This window comes from Paenibacillus sp. FSL H3-0329, from assembly GCF_037963285.1.
In the GTDB taxonomy this organism is placed as follows: Bacteria; Bacillota; Bacilli; order Paenibacillales; family Paenibacillaceae; genus Paenibacillus_AQ; species Paenibacillus_AQ odorifer.
The window spans coordinates 4,816,358-4,832,894 of sequence record NZ_CP150150.1; the positions used below are offsets into that span (position 1 = coordinate 4,816,358).

At 44.8% G+C, this 16,537-nt stretch carries 17 protein-coding genes and 1 other annotated feature; of the genes, 3 read left to right on the forward strand and 14 right to left on the reverse strand.

Going from position 1 to position 16,537, the window contains the following annotated elements:
- Nucleotides 1-83: 83 nt before the first annotated feature.
- The 4 genes from NSQ66_RS21400 to NSQ66_RS21415 form a co-directional block, all read right to left on the reverse strand.
- A complete protein-coding gene (locus NSQ66_RS21400; protein WP_036682857.1) occupies nucleotides 84-632 on the reverse strand; it encodes a dihydrofolate reductase family protein in 549 nt (182 codons plus the stop codon).
- Between the two features lie 147 nt (nucleotides 633-779).
- The gene (efp, locus tag NSQ66_RS21405; RefSeq protein WP_038572538.1) at nucleotides 780-1,337 is read right to left on the reverse strand and encodes an elongation factor P; all 558 of its coding nucleotides are present in this window, start codon (nucleotides 1,335-1,337) and stop codon (nucleotides 780-782) included.
- A gap of 47 nt (nucleotides 1,338-1,384) precedes the next feature.
- Nucleotides 1,385-2,455 carry a Xaa-Pro peptidase family protein gene (locus NSQ66_RS21410; RefSeq protein WP_036682862.1) on the reverse strand — a complete coding sequence of 357 codons (1,071 nt, stop codon included), beginning with the start codon at nucleotides 2,453-2,455 and terminating at the stop codon, nucleotides 1,385-1,387.
- 74 nt (nucleotides 2,456-2,529) lie between these two features.
- On the reverse strand, nucleotides 2,530-3,021 hold the full coding sequence (locus tag NSQ66_RS21415; RefSeq protein WP_036682865.1) for a YqhR family membrane protein: 492 nt from the start codon (nucleotides 3,019-3,021) through the stop codon (nucleotides 2,530-2,532).
- Between the two features lie 155 nt (nucleotides 3,022-3,176).
- On the opposite strand from NSQ66_RS21415, the gene NSQ66_RS21420 reads away from it, so the two are divergent.
- Both NSQ66_RS21420 and NSQ66_RS21425 read left to right on the forward strand, forming a co-directional pair.
- Complete coding sequence (locus tag NSQ66_RS21420) at nucleotides 3,177-4,175, forward strand: DUF1385 domain-containing protein (protein ID WP_036682868.1); 999 nt, start codon at nucleotides 3,177-3,179, stop codon at nucleotides 4,173-4,175.
- Between the two features lie 7 nt (nucleotides 4,176-4,182).
- Entirely contained in the window at nucleotides 4,183-4,521 is a 339-nt protein-coding gene (locus tag NSQ66_RS21425) for a hypothetical protein (protein WP_036682871.1), read from the forward strand.
- A gap of 87 nt (nucleotides 4,522-4,608) precedes the next feature.
- Here the strand turns inward: NSQ66_RS21425 and NSQ66_RS21430 are convergent, their stop codons facing one another.
- From NSQ66_RS21430 to mntR, 3 genes are all read right to left on the reverse strand, one after another.
- Complete coding sequence (locus tag NSQ66_RS21430; protein ID WP_076141624.1) at nucleotides 4,609-5,538, reverse strand: patatin-like phospholipase family protein; 930 nt, start codon at nucleotides 5,536-5,538, stop codon at nucleotides 4,609-4,611.
- A gap of 88 nt (nucleotides 5,539-5,626) precedes the next feature.
- Complete coding sequence (locus tag NSQ66_RS21435) at nucleotides 5,627-7,291, reverse strand: family 10 glycosylhydrolase (RefSeq protein ID WP_076141625.1); 1,665 nt, start codon at nucleotides 7,289-7,291, stop codon at nucleotides 5,627-5,629.
- Nucleotides 7,292-7,554: 263 nt separating this feature from the next.
- Nucleotides 7,555-7,980 carry a transcriptional regulator MntR gene (mntR, locus tag NSQ66_RS21440; RefSeq protein ID WP_036682880.1) on the reverse strand — a complete coding sequence of 142 codons (426 nt, stop codon included), beginning with the start codon at nucleotides 7,978-7,980 and terminating at the stop codon, nucleotides 7,555-7,557.
- Between the two features lie 193 nt (nucleotides 7,981-8,173).
- Between mntR and splB the strand changes: the two genes are divergently transcribed.
- Nucleotides 8,174-9,250, forward strand: coding sequence for a spore photoproduct lyase (gene splB / locus NSQ66_RS21445; RefSeq protein WP_036682882.1), 1,077 nt, complete (start codon nucleotides 8,174-8,176; stop codon nucleotides 9,248-9,250).
- A 20-nt stretch (nucleotides 9,251-9,270) separates the two neighbouring features.
- On the opposite strand, the gene NSQ66_RS21450 is transcribed toward splB, so the two are convergent.
- The 7 genes from NSQ66_RS21450 to NSQ66_RS21480 form a co-directional block, all read right to left on the reverse strand.
- Nucleotides 9,271-9,984 (reverse strand): cytochrome c biogenesis protein CcdA, encoded by a 714-nt coding sequence (locus NSQ66_RS21450; protein ID WP_036682883.1) that lies wholly within the window; start codon nucleotides 9,982-9,984, stop codon nucleotides 9,271-9,273.
- Between the two features lie 191 nt (nucleotides 9,985-10,175).
- A complete protein-coding gene (locus NSQ66_RS21455) occupies nucleotides 10,176-10,979 on the reverse strand; it encodes a metal ABC transporter permease (RefSeq protein ID WP_036682884.1) in 804 nt (267 codons plus the stop codon).
- 355 nt (nucleotides 10,980-11,334) lie between these two features.
- Nucleotides 11,335-12,084 carry a metal ABC transporter ATP-binding protein gene (locus tag NSQ66_RS21460; RefSeq protein WP_036682888.1) on the reverse strand — a complete coding sequence of 250 codons (750 nt, stop codon included), beginning with the start codon at nucleotides 12,082-12,084 and terminating at the stop codon, nucleotides 11,335-11,337.
- Nucleotides 12,085-12,118: 34 nt separating this feature from the next.
- Nucleotides 12,119-13,117 (reverse strand): zinc ABC transporter substrate-binding protein, encoded by a 999-nt coding sequence (locus tag NSQ66_RS21465; protein WP_051491262.1) that lies wholly within the window; start codon nucleotides 13,115-13,117, stop codon nucleotides 12,119-12,121.
- Nucleotides 13,118-13,316: 199 nt separating this feature from the next.
- Nucleotides 13,317-15,329 carry a methionine--tRNA ligase gene (metG, locus tag NSQ66_RS21470; RefSeq protein WP_036682891.1) on the reverse strand — a complete coding sequence of 671 codons (2,013 nt, stop codon included), beginning with the start codon at nucleotides 15,327-15,329 and terminating at the stop codon, nucleotides 13,317-13,319.
- A 47-nt stretch (nucleotides 15,330-15,376) separates the two neighbouring features.
- Nucleotides 15,377-15,637: a binding site (T-box leader), on the reverse strand.
- 40 nt (nucleotides 15,638-15,677) lie between these two features.
- Nucleotides 15,678-15,941 (reverse strand): membrane protein insertion efficiency factor YidD, encoded by a 264-nt coding sequence (gene yidD / locus NSQ66_RS21475; protein WP_036682893.1) that lies wholly within the window; start codon nucleotides 15,939-15,941, stop codon nucleotides 15,678-15,680.
- A 2-nt stretch (nucleotides 15,942-15,943) separates the two neighbouring features.
- Nucleotides 15,944-16,405: a transcriptional repressor gene (locus NSQ66_RS21480; RefSeq protein WP_036682896.1), complete on the reverse strand. Its 462-nt coding sequence runs from the start codon at nucleotides 16,403-16,405 to the stop codon at nucleotides 15,944-15,946.
- Nucleotides 16,406-16,537 lie beyond the last annotated feature (132 nt).

The following is a 16,537-nucleotide window of genomic DNA, read 5'->3' on the forward strand; positions in this document are numbered from 1 at the left end:
TTATTGATTTTCCAGAAGCTAACAAAAAGATAAGGTCAGCTTCAAGACACTAGCTGACCTCATTTCACCCGTCTTCCAGTTTTTTATTGAGAAGCAGGTCGATAAGTCAGGGCCATCACTCCAGAGCTGAATCTTTTGGAGTCCACTAGCTCCAACGTCTTCTCTTCACCAACGTTATCGAACAGGCGCTGACCACTACCCAGCAGAATCGGGAAGACCAGAAGCTGATATTCATCGACAAGGCCAAGCTGCATGAGGCTCTGCGCAAGCGTACGACTGCCAAAAACGAGAATATCTCTCCCCGGCTGCTCCTTCAGCTTGGACACCTCCTGAACAAGATCGCCCTTGATCAAGCTTGAATTGCTCCATGTTGTTTCTTCGAGAGTTGTGGAGACTACGTACTTAGCGTATCCATTCATCATTTCACCGTACTCACCCGTCTGCTCAACCATATTTGGCCAAGCCTCTGCAAAACCTTCGTAGGTTGTCCGTCCTAACATTAGAGCGTCAGCAGCTTTCAGTTCAGCAAATTTGAAATGCTCCTGTTCTTCACTTCCGAATGAGAAGGTCCATTGTGGATTTTCCATAACACCATCAAGGGATATGAACTGAGATATAATTAATTTTCTCATATGCGCCTCCTTCTAATCCTTTAATTCGTAAGTATAATATCCCACACCCATACTGTTCCTCATGCATCCTCGTTTATATACCAAAAACCCCCCACCGTAATAACGGGGGAGGCTGATTGGTTATAAGTTCAGCAAGTATGATGCTTCCTACGCGCGGGAGATATATTTACCTTCGCGAGTATCAATAAGCAGCACATCTCCTTCATTGATGAACAAAGGAACTTGTACAGAATGACCTGTTTCAAGCTTGGCCGATTTAGTAGCGCCTTGAGCTGTATTTCCCTTCACACCTGGCTCAGTTTCAACAACCTTCAGCTCTACGCTGGTAGGCAGGTTGATCCCAAGGATTTCACCTTGGTAACTGATGATGTTTACAGTCATGTTCTCTTTAAGGAAGTTCAATTCCCATTCAAGCTGCTTGCTGGACAATTCGAATTGGTCATAGGTTTCGTTGTCCATGAAAGCATGCTCAGATCCGCTTGCATACAAATATTGCACGCCACGGTTCTCAATAATAGCACGGCCAATAGTTTCACCTGCACGGAAAGTACGCTCGACAGTGTTACCATTGCGCAGGTTTTTCAGCTTAGAGCGAACGAACGCTGCACCTTTACCTGGTTTAACGTGCTGGAAATCAAGAACGGTAAAAATATCACCGTCCACCTCTACGGTCAAGCCTGTCTTAAAATCGTTTACTGAAATCACTAAAAATCCCTCCTGAATTCGATAATTAAACCACTACTTTTTCTTACTTACAGTACTGTATATTCTTTGGACGAATGGGTCAGCAGCGATATTCCGCTCTCGGTGATCACAATATCGTCTTCAATACGTACTCCGCCAATCCCCGGCAAATAGATACCTGGTTCTACAGTAACGACCATTCCCGGCTGCATGATATCGTCACTCAGCTTGGACAAACGCGGCCATTCATGAACTTCCATTCCAAGTCCATGACCCGTACTATGTCCAAATTGATCACCATATCCGTAGCTAGCGATGATATCACGTGCCAGTGCATCACATTCCCGTCCAGTCATACCCGGTTTGATATGTGCCAACGTATGTAGCTGAGCTTCCAGCACAATATCATAGATTTCTTTTAGCTTCGGATCTGGAGCTCCGAGTGCAATGGTACGAGTCACATCTGAGCAGTATCCATCGAGTAATGCGCCGAAATCAAGCGTAATAAATTCATTACCTTGAATTACACGGCTGCTTGCTACGCCATGCGGCATGGACGAACGTTCACCTGAAGCAACAATCGTATCAAAAGATGACGCAGTTGCCCCGTGGGTACGCATATAGAATTCCATTTCCAAATCGACGTCTCTTTCAGTCATGCCTGGTTTGATCACATTCAGAATATGATTGAATGTAGCATCAGCCAGATCAGCTGCACGTTGCATAACAGCAAGCTCTTCAGCATCCTTGAACATACGGAGGTCTTCCACGGCTTTGGAAACTGGAACTAACACTGCCGGCTTAAGGGCTTCCGCATATGAGGTATAAGCGCTGAATGAGACATCATCCTGTTCGAAACCAACACGTACCTCACTGCCTGTTGGCAGCAACTCGCGTACTGTATCAATAAATTTAGGACCATGCTCTACAACCTTAACTCCTACCGCTTGATCCGCAGCCTGTGTCATGTACCTGAAGTCAGTTAGCAGATAACAATCATCGCTTGTCACCAATACATAACCGGACGATCCGGTAAATCCACTTAAATAGCGGCGGTTATAACCGCTGGTTATCAACATTGCTTCCAATCCTTTATCCTGCAAAACCTTACGCAGCTTGGAGACGCGCTCGTTACCCATTTTCATTCTCCTCTCGAAATAGCCACATTGTATTTTAACATAGGGATATCCCCTTGAGAAGTTTTTTCGAGCCGTTAGGCAAGTGCAGTCGCTTGCTCACGCTTTCGTTCGTCGGTATACTCAATCGCCGCTGTGTATCCAATGAACATCCCCCAAAGTAAAAAAAGGCAGAACTCACTAATCACAGTGTTCCACGGCAGCTTAAAAGGCGGCTGCATAAGAAACATTTGCGAGCCGGGAATAAATATAACTACCCACCACAAAACACCATAAACCAATCCTGGCCAAGGTCCCTTCAGCTTGCGCAGAATAAGCACATATAGCAGTGAGGCTATCACTGAAAATAAGATGAAAAACAAATAACCCACGAGATGTCCATACATTGTTGTCAGAAAAGTATGTTTAAAAAACGGCTCTGCTAAATAACCAGGACTAACCTTGGTAAAGCTGAACCAGTAGATTAACCAGTGCAGCCCTCCCCAAATCAAACCTGCGAAAAAACCTAATTCGAGCGCAAAAAACCAAATATTAGTATGATCTGATTGTTGTTGATGTGATTTGCTCATAGAATTGCCTCGCTTTCCGTATTTTAATACCGATTTGTCTCTCCTTGTCCCTATAAGGTAGTATGTGCAGCAAAAGGCGATCCAACTAGTAATGTCTTCAAAAATTAGTTACAATGTATTATATAAATCATATTAATTACGGGAAGGTGAATTGGTTGTCCCAGGAAACTCCCAGCTATGGCGGCCAAGCCGTCATTGAAGGCGTCATGTTCGGCGGCAAGCATATTAATGTAACAGCCGTGCGACGAAAGAATCAGGAGATTACATTTTTGGAGGTGCCAAGAAGCGATAAGAGCTGGGTCACTAAACTGCGCAAGATTCCGCTGCTTCGCGGCCTTGTCAGTATTATAGATGCCAGCGCCAAAGGCTCTAAGCACTTGAACTATTCGGCTGAATCCTATGCCGAAGATGAATTGGAACCCGAAGAACTGGCGAAAGAGAAAGCTAAGCCGAAGAAAAAGGACGAAGGCTGGAGCCTCGGAATGATTTTTGGCGTTGCTGTAATGGGTATTCTCTCCTTCTTATTCGGAAAGCTCATTTTTACGCTTGTCCCAGTATTTGTCGAAGATTTTTTATTCAAGAATGCATTTGATAACTATGTACTGCACAACCTCATAGAAGGCGGCATTAAAATGGTCCTCTTGCTGGTCTATTTATGGGCGATTTCGCAAACACCTGTGATCAAGCGGCTATTCCAGTATCACGGTGCGGAACACAAAGTCATCAGCGCCTTTGAAGCAGGCGAAGAACTGACTGTCCAGAACGTTCAGAAATACAGCCGTCTGCATTACCGCTGCGGAAGCAGTTTTATGATGCTGACGATTATCCTCGGCGTTATTATTTACTCCGTAGTACCATGGGATAATCTTTGGGAACGTGTGATCCAACGGATTATTCTGCTTCCTGTCGTAATCGGTGTTTCGTTTGAGGTTCTGAAGGGTACCAACGCAGTAAGAGAAATTCCAGGTCTCAAATACTTGGGATACCCTGGACTATGGCTGCAGCTGCTCACTACCAAAGAACCAAAGGATGATCAGGTAGAAGTATCCATCGCCTCTTTCAATCGTATGCGTGAGCTTGATGCAGAGATTGAAGCCAGAGGATATACGGAGGCAAGTGTGTCAGGCGGCATATTGGATCCTGCGAAAGGATGAGTGTCCTATGATCAGGCATGCTTTAATTTTTTGGATTTCAGTAATTCTTGCAATATTCGGTTTTGTGATTGGAGTCTTGACTGAGCCTTTCTACACGCTGTCGAAGCTGATTCTCCCCTTAGTATTGTTAGCGATTATCTATTATGCTTACAAAATGGGACCAGGGAAATACGCTCGCAGCAGTAATGGATCTAGAATCAAAGTCAAACCTTCGCAGAAAACCATGACCAAGGTTGCTGGGATTCGCAAGACACAAGCAGCACCAGGCAAACGCAAAAGTTATCCCTTCCAAGTCATCGAAGGAAATAAGGGGAAAAACGATGATCAGCTTCCGAAGTACCATTAACTAAATTATGACAAACACAAAAAAGCATCTCCACGTTTCAAAATAACGTGCGGGATGCTTTTTTTCTGATATTATGAAGCTTGCTTGTTATCGGGGGCGCCATTCCTTAAAGAAGTCTTCCCCTGCTTTCAGTCCGGCGGCATACAATTCGTCGCTTTGCATCTTCGTAATATTAAATTGGGTCGTGCCGATACCAAGCGTTGGGATGGTTACTGTGCGGACATATTTATCATTTTCAATATATTTCTCATCATGAGCAGACAGCATGGTACTGACCATAGCTTGCAGCATACTGAATGGTCCCCTAATCCTGTGGGGCTGCGGGTCGGTTTTACCTACTGTTTGATACCCTACGGTAGGGATTCTTTTCCCCGGCACTTTACTATTCTCATTCATCCCGTCAAATAGCCATAAAGGAAAATTGCTTAATAATCCTCCGTCCACAACGTATACAAATTGCTCAATAAAAGACTTCCCTCTAGCGGACTGTCCATTTAACCTGAGCATCACTGGATCAAAAAAATAAGGAATACTGCAGCTCATACGGACAGCCTTAGCCACCTCAAAATGTTCAGGAGAGATTCCATACTGTTCCAACCCATCTGGTAAGACCAATATCCGGCCATTGGTAATGTCAGAAGCAATTATAGATAGTTTGCCTGGAGGCAGATCACGAAAAGTGATAATTCCCTTTATAAGCAAAAGCGATCTCATCCACGATTCCAAGGCTTCACCCGAATACAATCCCTTCTTCAATAACACTCGCAGTGCAGGACCTACCCAAGCCGTATTATAAATGGGAGCTCGCTTCATAAACGATGAAAAAGAAGTTCCTTGGATAATCCGACTCATTTCCTCACCTTCATAACCCGCAGCCAGTAAAGTCGCTACAATCGCGCCTGAGGAGGTTCCAGCGACCTTTTTAAAGGTTCGCCCCGCCCTTTCTGTGGCTTCAACTGCTCCAGCGAGAGAAATCCCTTTTACTCCCCCTCCTTCAAACACAGCGTTAATCTCCATACACGAAAATCCCCCGTTTCCCATAGATTCTATTGCTTATCTATGAGCACGGGGGAGCATTCATGACTCCTTATCTAGAACAGTTATCTTATTTGGACTGAAAATAAAAGGTCAGCAAATTTGATAATCCAAACGGATTGCGGACTACAATGTCATTTGCTCTGAACATAATACTGCCTGCAACCTCTTTATATTTCTCATTATATTTAAGCTGGTTGATGATTTGGTCGCCACTTTGCCATTCTGCTTTCTGGTCACTTGCTCCAACCTTATAAGCGGCTTGCCCAATATAGAGCTTAACATTCGTATTCTCTACCTCTTTAACCCACCAATCTACTAGCTTATCGTAACGGGCAGTGCTAAAGGACAGACTCCAATAAATTTGCGGTGCGACATAGTCAATCCAGCCTTGCTTGATCCATGTCCGAACATCGGCGTACATATCGTCATAAGCGGTAACTCCAGCTGTGGTATCCGAACCTGTGCTGTCTTTTTTGATATTACGCCATACACCAAACGGACTAATTCCATAAGAAACCTTCGGTTTCACCTTATGAATCTGTTCTCCCAATTGACGGACGAATTCATTGATATTATCGCGGCGCCAATCCGCCTTAGAGGACAGGTTCTTCGTGTTATAAGTCTTATAAGCAGTATCATCGGCAAAAGATACACCTGAAGGATAGAAATAATCATCCAAATGGACACCATCTACATCATAGCCTTTGACGACCTCCAACACTGTATCGATAATATGCTGGCGGGCTGCTGGGATCCCTGGATTGATGTATTTTTTACCTCCTGCGTCTACAATCCATTCCGGATTTGACTTAGCCACATGATTACTTGCTAATGCGGATGTAGAAGCATCTGTTGTCGCGCGGAATGGGTTGAACCATGCATGGAACTGCATACCGCGTGAATGTGCAGCGCTGACCATATAGCTCAACGGGTCATAACCCGGATTTTTTCCTTGTGTGCCGGTCAGCACCTTAGACCAAGGAACTAGAACAGAAGGGTATAGGCTGTCTGCTGAGGTTCTAACCTGTACAAAAACAGCATTAAAACCAACAGCTTTTAGCTTGTCCAGCAGATTATCAAATTCTTGTTTTTGTTTCGCTTCGTTACCTGCAGAAGCTACTGAAGGCCAGTCCAGATTAAATACTGTAGAGATCCAGGCTCCCTTCATCTCCTTGTTAGCCGACGCACCAGGGATACTTGGAACTGTTGGCGAGGTCGGTTTTGGAGTCGCTGTAACGACTGGAGTCGCTGTAGGTACTGCTGGCGTTTCCGGATCAGCAGCCTGCGGCGGCTCTGTATTAGAGTACAAAGAAATATGTTTGGTAGTCTGATCCCAGATAACCTGTAACCCCAATTGCTCACTTACAAAACGAAGCGGCACCATAACCCGTCCCTGCTTAATCTGTACTGAGGTGTCGAGGGCTACAGAAGCATTATTAACTAATGCACTTTTCTGGCCACTGGTCAGCTTGATCTCTGTATCTCCTTGCGTGATTGTAACTGTCTTACTGCTTTGATTCCAAACTACTCCAGCACTCAACCCTTTACTAATGACGCTAATTGGCACCATCGTTACATTCGAAGCTGTGATATACGGCGGCACATCGCTTGCCAGCGCCTCGCCATCCAGTTCAATGGTAATCTGCACAGCTGCCGCACGTGCCCCAGGAGACCATAAAGGCAGAAACAATACTAATACTAGCAATCCCAACATCCATTTACGATAATTCATAATTCCTCCCCAAATCTAAAATAATATGTATCCAATAAAAAAAGAAAAAACGGATCAATCCTCCAAGTTGATGTACCGATTCCACCCTTCAAAAGAGCGGTATCAGTCTCAGCCAGAAAAAGGACTTATCCGTTTTGACGCTAAAAACTGGGAAAGGTTGCACTAAACAAAATAGAAACGGCTATACCATCAAGTAGTTTATGCTCACCAAAGCCTTGCTGGGCATAACTTTAAGGACGGTATCCGTTTCGGGAAAAAACATTTCAAGAATCGCTTGCCAGTTCATTGTGAATAGCATATAAAGTCTGCAGACGTTCTTCATCGCGGCGGAAATATTCCACCAACGTTTCGATACGTGTAATCGAATCCCAACTCAAGTGGTGCTCGATCCCTTCAACATCATTATAGATAAATTCCTGCTGTACTCCGATCAAACCGAGGAATTCTTCCAATAGTTGATGACGATCAACAAGACGTTTCCCTACTTTTTTCCCTTTGTTGGTTAGGACAAGCCCACGATATTTCTCATAGATGAGATATTCGTCCTTATCCAGTTTTTGGATCATCTTGGTCACAGAGGAGGGGTGTACTTCCAGTCCCTCGGCAATATCCGAGACCCGCGCATAACCTTTCTCATCAATGAGCTTATATATGCGCTCCAAATAATCCTCCATGCTGGGTGTTGGCATTAAAATTTACCTCTTTTCTATAATGAACCTGGCGCCGAGCCAAACCTTGCTCTAACAATGATACATGTTTCTAACGCCCCTTGGCAAGTCCTTCAAGAGAACATGCTGAGGAGTTACCCATGATTGCCATGCTTCTAATGAGACTCAGTTAGGCATAATAAACTTACTCATCTTTCAGAAGGAGCGTGAATTCATGACTATAGTGACACCTGAGACCCCTCCCGTAAAGAGAACCAGAAAAGCTACAGCCCTTTTTGTCCCCGAGCTTGTTTTCTTCGAGCCGGATGCTTTAAATTACCCGAAAGGTGAACGGATCATGGAATGGGTGAAGGCTAACAATATTCCCTATCGCATGACTACATCGCATAACCGCATAATGAATTTCCCGGGTGACACAGAGGTCGAGCAATATAAAATTGCCAAAAGAACACTTGTAGTCGGCCTGCGCAAAACCTTAAAGTTTGACCAATCCAAACCCTCCGCAGATTATGCAATTCCGATCGCAACTGGCTGCATGGGCCACTGCCATTATTGTTATTTGCAGACTACTTTAGGTGCAAAGCCTTACATTCGTGTATATGTAAACACCGAAGACATCATTGACGCCGCCAAAAAATATATCGAGGAGCGTAGCCCTGAAATCACGACTTTTGAAGCAGCCTGTACCTCAGATCCATTAGGACTGGAGCATATTACCGGATCTCTGTCAGAACTCATCACATTCATGGCAGCGGAGCCCCTTGGCCGCCTGCGCTTTGTGACCAAATACCAACATGTTGAACCTCTACTCGATTTGCAGCATAACGGACATACCAGAATTCGTTTTAGCGTAAATGCTGACTATGTGATCAAAAATTTCGAGCCTGCTACCTCGCGGTTTGAAGAGCGAATTGAAGCGGCTGGAAAGGTCGCACGTGCCGGCTATCCACTGGGCTTCATCATTGCCCCAATTATTTGGTATGACGGCTGGCAGGAAGGCTACGCGGAGCTGCTGGCCAAATTAGCCAAGACCCTCCCGCCGGAAATAGGAAAAGGTCTAACCTTTGAAATGATTCAGCACCGATTCACCAAAACAGCCAAGACTGTAATTGAGAAACGTTACCCGAAATCTAAACTAGAAATGGACATGGAGAAACGTAAAAAGAAATGGGGCCGCTGGGGACAGAACAAATATGTCTATCCGGATGAACAGCAAACCGCCCTGCGAGAATTTATCACAGAGCGGATTTTCGAGCATTTTCCTGAAGCAGGTATTGATTACTTCACCTAAGCTCTAAAAGTTCTTGTATTTTAAAAAATTAGCCAATCCGGCGTTATTCCTTGTAGCCACACTGTTATCCGGAACATTTGATCCGTGAACAGCAAAACACCCATAAATACCATTAGGACGCCGCCAATCTTCATCAGCAGATTCGAATACTTGAGGATACGCTTCACTCCGCCAAGGAAAAAGGCTAAAAGAAAAAATGGCAAAGCAAATCCGATGCTATACGCGGTAATCAATGTAAACCAAGTGCCTGGATCGCTTGCCGACAGTGCAATAATTGCCGTCAAAATCGGTCCGATACAAGGTGACCAACCAGCAGAAAAACCAATCCCGAAAATAAAGGAGCCCACATAACCCGCCGGTTTCCATTTTAAATCAAGCTTCCGTTCGCGAAGTAGAAACTGGGGCTGAAAAATCCCAAGCAAAAATAAACCCATTACAATAATTAGAATCGCCGACAATTGCCGGATCAGATCACGCTGGCCATTAAAGAATTGCCCGAATAACCCAGCCCCAAAACCAAGTGTGTAAAAAACAGCAGAAAAACCTAATATAAATGCCAATGTATGAGTCAGGGTGCGTATACGAACCTCTTTAGAGTTGCTGCCTGATTTTAATTGTTGAACGGATAACCCGGTAATATACGATAAATAAGAGGGGTACAGCGGTAAGCAGCATGGCGATATAAACGATGCCACCCCTGCAGCTAAAGCAATTCCTGCATTGATATTAGACAAAATAGCGGCTCTCCTTCCGGCATTCGAGTCACTTCATGGAGCTGCTTATGGCTCCTTTTTTTAATATAAGAAAGGATTAATTTCTCATTATTACTTTTCTTATATTTCACACCTAAACGCTTATCGTCCTTACAAGGACACCGAAGGCGTTTACGCTTGCCTAATGCGATACCGATTACTTAATTCGCTGTTTATGCTGGCAATCCCTTTTTACCGATCAAGGTTAATACCAATAATGATATGAGCAAAAGCACAATAGTTGCACCGGGAGCCAAATTCCACACTCCAGCTACTACTAGTCCTCCTACAACGGCAATCTCCGAAATGATAACCGCCAGGATGACCGAGGATTTAAAGCTACGAGATAGCAATAAGCTGATTGCGACCGGAATAGTCAACAAAGCAGATACTAATAGCGAGCCCACAATCTTGATCGCTGTGCTAATCACAAGTGCTGTCAGGATGGTGATCAGCATGTTAAGCAGCTTCACCGGCAGCCCACTTACACTTGCTGCATCCTCTTCAAAGCTAAGCAAAAAGAACTCTTTAAAGAACATCGATACTACTACTACAACAGCTATAGTCACTATGCCTACCACGATCAAATCAGTATTATCGAGCGTATAAATGCTGCCGAACAAATAACTCATTACGTCAGCATTATAACCTTTTCCTAAGGTGAAAAAGAGTGAAGCCAACGCCACTCCGCCCGACATTATAATGGCAATCGACAGCTCCGCATAACTCTTATAAGCCTTGCGAAGCTTTTCAATCGCGAAGGACGCTACCACTGCAAAGATAAGGCCTGCGCCCAGCGGATAAAATCCTGTTAGAAAACCGAGTGCTACCCCCGCTATAGTAACATGAGCCAGCGTATCACCAATCATGGATAATCGTCTAAGCACAAGAAAAACGCCTATAAGCGGCGCCGTTATACCAATCAGCAGTCCGCCCGCAAGCGCCCGCTGAAAAAAATCGCTAAATAGTATTTCCAACTTAAACTCTCCTTCATACAAACTCAAACCATTTTAAAACCTTTTTCAAACCTTTTCGATCCCTCCCAAACCCTCCCTTCCAAGGGAGGGCCCCAAGGGCTCTGCCCTCTGGACACCCGTTAAGTGCAACTAGCGTAGGAGTTAGTGTTACTGAACATAGATAGGTCGGGGAAAGATCGCTTTCGTCCCTAAAGGGACACGCTTGTACTTTGGTGGTGCTTAGGTAAGAGAAAATAAGAAATAGGAACAAGGTTAAAATACCTCTTAATAAAACCATGTCTACTGACTAACTTCCACACGCAAGTTATGTATGCCCTGAGAACAGAGGCACCCCTGTTCAGAGTTCAATTATGACTTAAGAGAGCGTGTGCTGCAGGTTCTCTTCTGTGCAATTCTGGAGATCATGTGAGTGGCGGGAGTAAAAGTTGATTTTACCATTTGTCTGCACGGGCTCATGACCTAAATAATTTTTGATCATGTCGATATCATGCGACACCATCAGGAAGGTCATATGATGATGAGCATGCATATGCGTAATTAATTCAAAGAATCCCGCTTGTGATTCGGCATCAATACCCACCGTAGGTTCGTCCAAAATCAGCAGGTCAGGATGGTTAATCAGCGCCCGAGCCAGAAAAACACGCTGCTGCTGACCGCCTGACAGCTGGCCTACTCTTTTCTCCGCAATATCTTGTATCCGCATGACTTCAAGTGCATCCTCACATTGACGATGCTGAGCCTTAGATACTCTGCGGATCAGATTCTTGTTATTATATAGACCTGACAGAACTACTTCACGCACCGTTGCTGGAAACAATGGGTTGAAGGCATTTTTTTGCGGAACATATCCGATCCTTTCCCAGTCTTTAAACTTGCGGACAGGCGTTCCGAATAATTTAATTTCACCACTGCTCGCCGGAAGCAAGCCGACGATCATTTTCATCAATGTTGTTTTACCAGCACCATTAGAACCAATGATACCAAGGAAATCTCGTTCTCTTACACTATAGTTAAGATTCGATATCACCTTCTGTTCCCCATATGAAAAAGAAAGATCCTGTATATCGATGATATGCTGATGGCAGTCCAAGGATACCGATTGCATGCTTAAGTACCGCCTTTCCCTTATACTTTCCTTATTATTGTAAGGCCATAATCAGATTTTGCAAATTTTTCTCCATCAGAGTGAAGTAATTATCTCCGTTCTTCTCTTGCTCCGCAGTAAGTCCCTCTACCGGATTAAGCACCATAGTGGAAACACCCGCTTCGGCTGCAAGTGTCTTAGCCAGTTTATCGGAGACAAGCTCTTCAAAAAAGATATACTTGATCCCTTCATCTTTTACCATTTTCGCAAGCTTCACTAAATCCTGTCCGCGCGGCTCGGCGTCCGGCGAAAGTCCCATAATCGCATGCTGATCCAATCCATAATCACGGGCAAGGTAAGAGAAAGCCTGATGTGATACTACGATCTTATGGTTGGGCAGCTTAGCAAGCTCCTCTTTGAATTTACTATCTAATGCCTGCAGACGTTCAGCAAGCTTATTGTAACGCTCTTCATAACCTTCTTTATGCTCAGGATCCACGGACTGAAGGCTTTCTTTAATATTCTGAGCCATAGTAATGGCTGATTTTGGACTTACCCAAGTATGCGGGTCCGTATGCAGGCTGTCTCCTGAGGCATTACTGTTATGATCCGTATCCTCATTTTGATGAGACTCTTCCTCACTTGCCCCATGATCATGCCCGTCATCTTCATCGGTCATGATATAATCAATACCTTGGCTTACTTCAACCGCCTTAACTTTACTGCTGCTATCAAGGCCTTTTAAAAAGTTAGGGACCCAGCCTTCTAAGCCTGCACCGTTATATAGAAATAGCTGTGCCTTAGAAGTGTTGATAATGTCTTGACTGCGCGGTGTCCAATCATGTGGCTCCACACCCACTGGAAGCAGGTTAATAGCATTGATATCTTCCCCGCCAATCTCCTTAGCAAACTCGTAAATAGGATAAAAGGTTGTAACTACATTTACTTTCCCTTCAACTATACTTCCACTGCTCTTAGGTCCGCATGCACTTAGTGTAAATACCAGTACCAGTGCAAGGACGAGCAAAATTATACGCGATTTCATTGCTGCCATTATATTGATCTACCCCTCAAATCGTAAATTTTACTATTAGTAGTATAATAGTAATCGTTACGATAAGTCAACAAAGTATCCAAAAAGAAACGGCAATATCGCCTTTAATAAAAAAGGAATGTTCCTTCAGCCAACCCGGCTGAAGGAGCATTCCCTTGATCAAACAACCTCATTAAAAAATTTCTACAACAGTATTGTCTTATTTCACTACTGCTCCGTTTGGCATGCTGTCCGGCACGGTAGCGATCGTTAGCTGGTCACCTTCAGAAGCCGCCAAAATCATCCCTTGGGACAACTCCCCACGCAGCTTCACCGGTTTAAGGTTTACGATACAAATCACTTTACGTCCCACCAGCTCTTCTGGTGTATAGAATTTCGCGATACCAGAAACCACTTGACGTTGTTCATAACCCAGATCCAGTTGCAGCTTCAGCAGCTTGTCAGCTTTTTTCACTGGCTCTGCAGCAATAACTTGAGCAACACGCAGCTCTGCTTTAGCGAAATCGTCAATGCCGATTTCCTCTTTATGCTCTTCCACTGGCTCGGAGTCCGCAGCCGCAGGAGCAGCCGCTTCCGCCACTTCAGCAGCCGCTTTGCCAGCGCCCATTGCCTCGGCAATATAAGCTACCTCTTGCTCCACATCCAGACGCGGGAAGATTGGATTGCCTTTCACCAGCTTTGTTCCCGCCGGAATCATGCCAAAAGTCTTACCGCTATCCCAAGTCGTTAACTCACCAGGCTCAATACCCAGCTGTTCCCAGATCTTCGCTGGTGTTTGTGTCAAGAACGGCTGCAACAGGATTGAAGCAGTACGCAGACCTTCCACCAGATGTCTCATCACAGAAGCCAACTCGGCAGTTCTATTTTCATCTTTGGCAAGTACCCAAGGTTGGGTCTCATCGATATATTTGTTGGTGCGGCTAATGAATGTTCCGATAGCTGTTAGCGCCACGGAAAACTCCATTTTTTCCATAGCTTCTTCTACTTTGGCATAAGTATTCTCAGCCGCAGCTTGAAGCTCACCATCAAATGCTGTTACATTCCCGTCATATGCCGGAATCTCGCCTGCAAAATACTTTTCAACCATAGCCCCTGTACGGTTCAACAGGTTACCAAGGTCGTTGGCAAGGTCATAGTTAACCCGGTCTACAAAGCTTTCCGGTGTGAACGTGCCATCAGAACCAAACGGTACTTCGCGCAGCAGGTAATATCGTAATGCATCCAAGCCATAACGATCAATCAGTGTCACAGGATCAACTACGTTACCTTTAGATTTCGACATTTTTCCATCTTTCATGAGCAACCAGCCATGGGCAAATACCTTTTTCGGAAGGGGTTCACCAAGCGCCATCAGAATGATCGGCCAGTAAATTGTATGGAAACGAACAATTTCTTTACCAACGATGTGTACATCCGCGGGCCAGAACTTGTCATACAAGGTGCGATCCTCGGAACCATAACCTAGAGCAGTAATATAGTTAGTCAAAGCATCAATCCACACGTACACGACATGCTTCTCGTCGCCCTTAACTTTCACACCCCAATCAAAGGTTGTGCGGGAAACTGCCAGGTCTTCCAGTCCGGGCTTGATGAAATTGTTAATCATTTCGTTCTTACGGGATTCCGGCAAAATAAACTCTGGATTCTCCTCGTAAAATTGCAGTAACCGATCCGCATATTTACTCATCCGGAAGAAATAACTTGCTTCCTTCACCAGCTCAACCGGGTGGCCGCTATCTGGGCTTTTTGCACCAGTAATCACACCGTTATCATCACGCACAATATCAACTAATTGCGTTTCTGTGTAAAAGGTTTCATCTGGGATACTATACCAGCCCTCATATTCACCTTTATAGATATCTCCTTGCTGCAGCAACCGATCAAAAATATCCTGTACCACTTTTTTATGACGCTCTTCCGTAGTACGGATGAAGTCATCGTTCGAAATGTCCAGCTTGCGCCATAGCTCCTTAATACCAACAACAATGTCGTCTACGAACTGCTGAGGGGTCTTTCCTGCTTCCTCTGCCTTCCGCTCAATCTTTTGTCCATGTTCGTCTGTACCGGTTAGATAACGCACTTCGTAGCCGCGCAGACGTTTGTAACGGGCCATTGCGTCTCCTGCCACGGTTGAATAAGCATGTCCGATATGTAGCTTGTCACTCGGATAATAAATTGGTGTCGTTAGGTAAAACGTTTTTTTCTCACTCATTCGGTAATCATCCTTTCTTATTAAAAAACAAAAAACTCCCGTCCCCATAATGGGGCGAGAGTATAACTCACGCGATACCACCCAAATTTCCTGTCTCTTCACAGAGCACAGGCTTCGCCAGTTCCCTCGCGGGAACTGTCCATTAACGCTGGATCACGCTGTTATCTTACGTGAACCTCAATTGCAGTCCCCGCTCGAACACAGTTCCTCCCGGACCATATTCAATCTAACGCTCCATACCGGCTTTCAGCACATTCCGGCTCTCTGTAATGGACGTAACGATTTACTTATCCGTTCTTCGGAATTCATACTATTACTTGTGAATATACCCAAAGGTAAGGCCCCATGTCAAGTCGCAGGGGCAGAATCCTTCTCAGCAGATTCATCTTGAAGCGGCGGCACAGGATCAAGTCCTCCAGGATGAAAGGGATGACATCTGGCAATCCGCTTAGCTGCAAGCCATGAGCCTTTCAGTGGACCATGGACTTCAATGGCTTCCAAGGCATAGGCAGAGCAGGTTGGATAGAAGCGACAGGTTGCTGGTTTAATAGGGGAAATGTACCTGCGGTACACCCGAATAGGCGCCTGAATCGTTCTGCGTAGGGTCACCATTTCTAAAGTCCCTTTTGTTTATCTGATGCTGCAACTAGTTCTTCTTCCCGGTTCTCTTCACATTCTTTGCAATAACCGAACACCTCAAATTTATGCTTGACTACCCGGAATTGATCGGGTGTATCCGTTAAATTCATCGGGCAGAAATTAATCGGGTAGGTCTTTTGGCATTGAAGGCAGATCATATGATGGTGATGATCCTGATGATTGCAGCTTCCCTTGAACTTCACTCCGTCTTCAAAGACAATCTGTTCAAGCACACCAAGCTCTTCCATTACACGAAGATTGCGGTACACCGTATCAAAGCTAAGCCCGCTATACTTGCGGCCCATATGCTCATATACATCCTTCGCTGACAAATATCCCTTATTCTCGCCGAATAACTGGGCAAGCGTTTTGCGTTGGTCGGTGATTCGCAGTCCTTGCCCCGACATGACTTCTAATATTTGTTCTGTCGACAGCATACGCTCATCTCCCATAAGATCAGTTCATTTATATTTCACTCTCTTAATAATGCCCCAAAATAAATGCCCCGTCAATGAAGCACAATGAAGCACCCCTACATAACCAATGAATTATTATATTTAAACAAAAGC

Bases quoted from the DNA above. Each gene is read 5' to 3' on its own strand.
- NSQ66_RS21430 (WP_076141624.1), bottom strand. From the start codon at position 5,538: ATGGAGATTAACGCTGTGTTTGAAGGAGGGGGAGTAAAAGGGATTTCT.
- NSQ66_RS21400 (WP_036682857.1), bottom strand. From the start codon at position 632: ATGAGAAAATTAATTATATCTCAGTTCATATCCCTTGATGGTGTTATG.
- NSQ66_RS21425 (WP_036682871.1), top strand. From the start codon at position 4,183: ATGATCAGGCATGCTTTAATTTTTTGGATTTCAGTAATTCTTGCAATA.
- NSQ66_RS21480 (WP_036682896.1), bottom strand. From the start codon at position 16,405: ATGCTGTCGACAGAACAAATATTAGAAGTCATGTCGGGGCAAGGACTG.
- NSQ66_RS21410 (WP_036682862.1), bottom strand. From the start codon at position 2,455: ATGGGTAACGAGCGCGTCTCCAAGCTGCGTAAGGTTTTGCAGGATAAA.
- metG (WP_036682891.1), bottom strand. From the start codon at position 15,329: ATGAGTGAGAAAAAAACGTTTTACCTAACGACACCAATTTATTATCCG.
- mntR (WP_036682880.1), bottom strand. From the start codon at position 7,980: ATGCCAACACCCAGCATGGAGGATTATTTGGAGCGCATATATAAGCTC.
- NSQ66_RS21460 (WP_036682888.1), bottom strand. From the start codon at position 12,084: ATGCAATCGGTATCCTTGGACTGCCATCAGCATATCATCGATATACAG.
- NSQ66_RS21415 (WP_036682865.1), bottom strand. From the start codon at position 3,021: ATGAGCAAATCACATCAACAACAATCAGATCATACTAATATTTGGTTT.
- NSQ66_RS21435 (WP_076141625.1), bottom strand. From the start codon at position 7,291: ATGAATTATCGTAAATGGATGTTGGGATTGCTAGTATTAGTATTGTTT.
- yidD (WP_036682893.1), bottom strand. From the start codon at position 15,941: ATGGTGACCCTACGCAGAACGATTCAGGCGCCTATTCGGGTGTACCGC.
- splB (WP_036682882.1), top strand. From the start codon at position 8,174: ATGACTATAGTGACACCTGAGACCCCTCCCGTAAAGAGAACCAGAAAA.
- NSQ66_RS21465 (WP_051491262.1), bottom strand. From the start codon at position 13,117: ATGGCAGCAATGAAATCGCGTATAATTTTGCTCGTCCTTGCACTGGTA.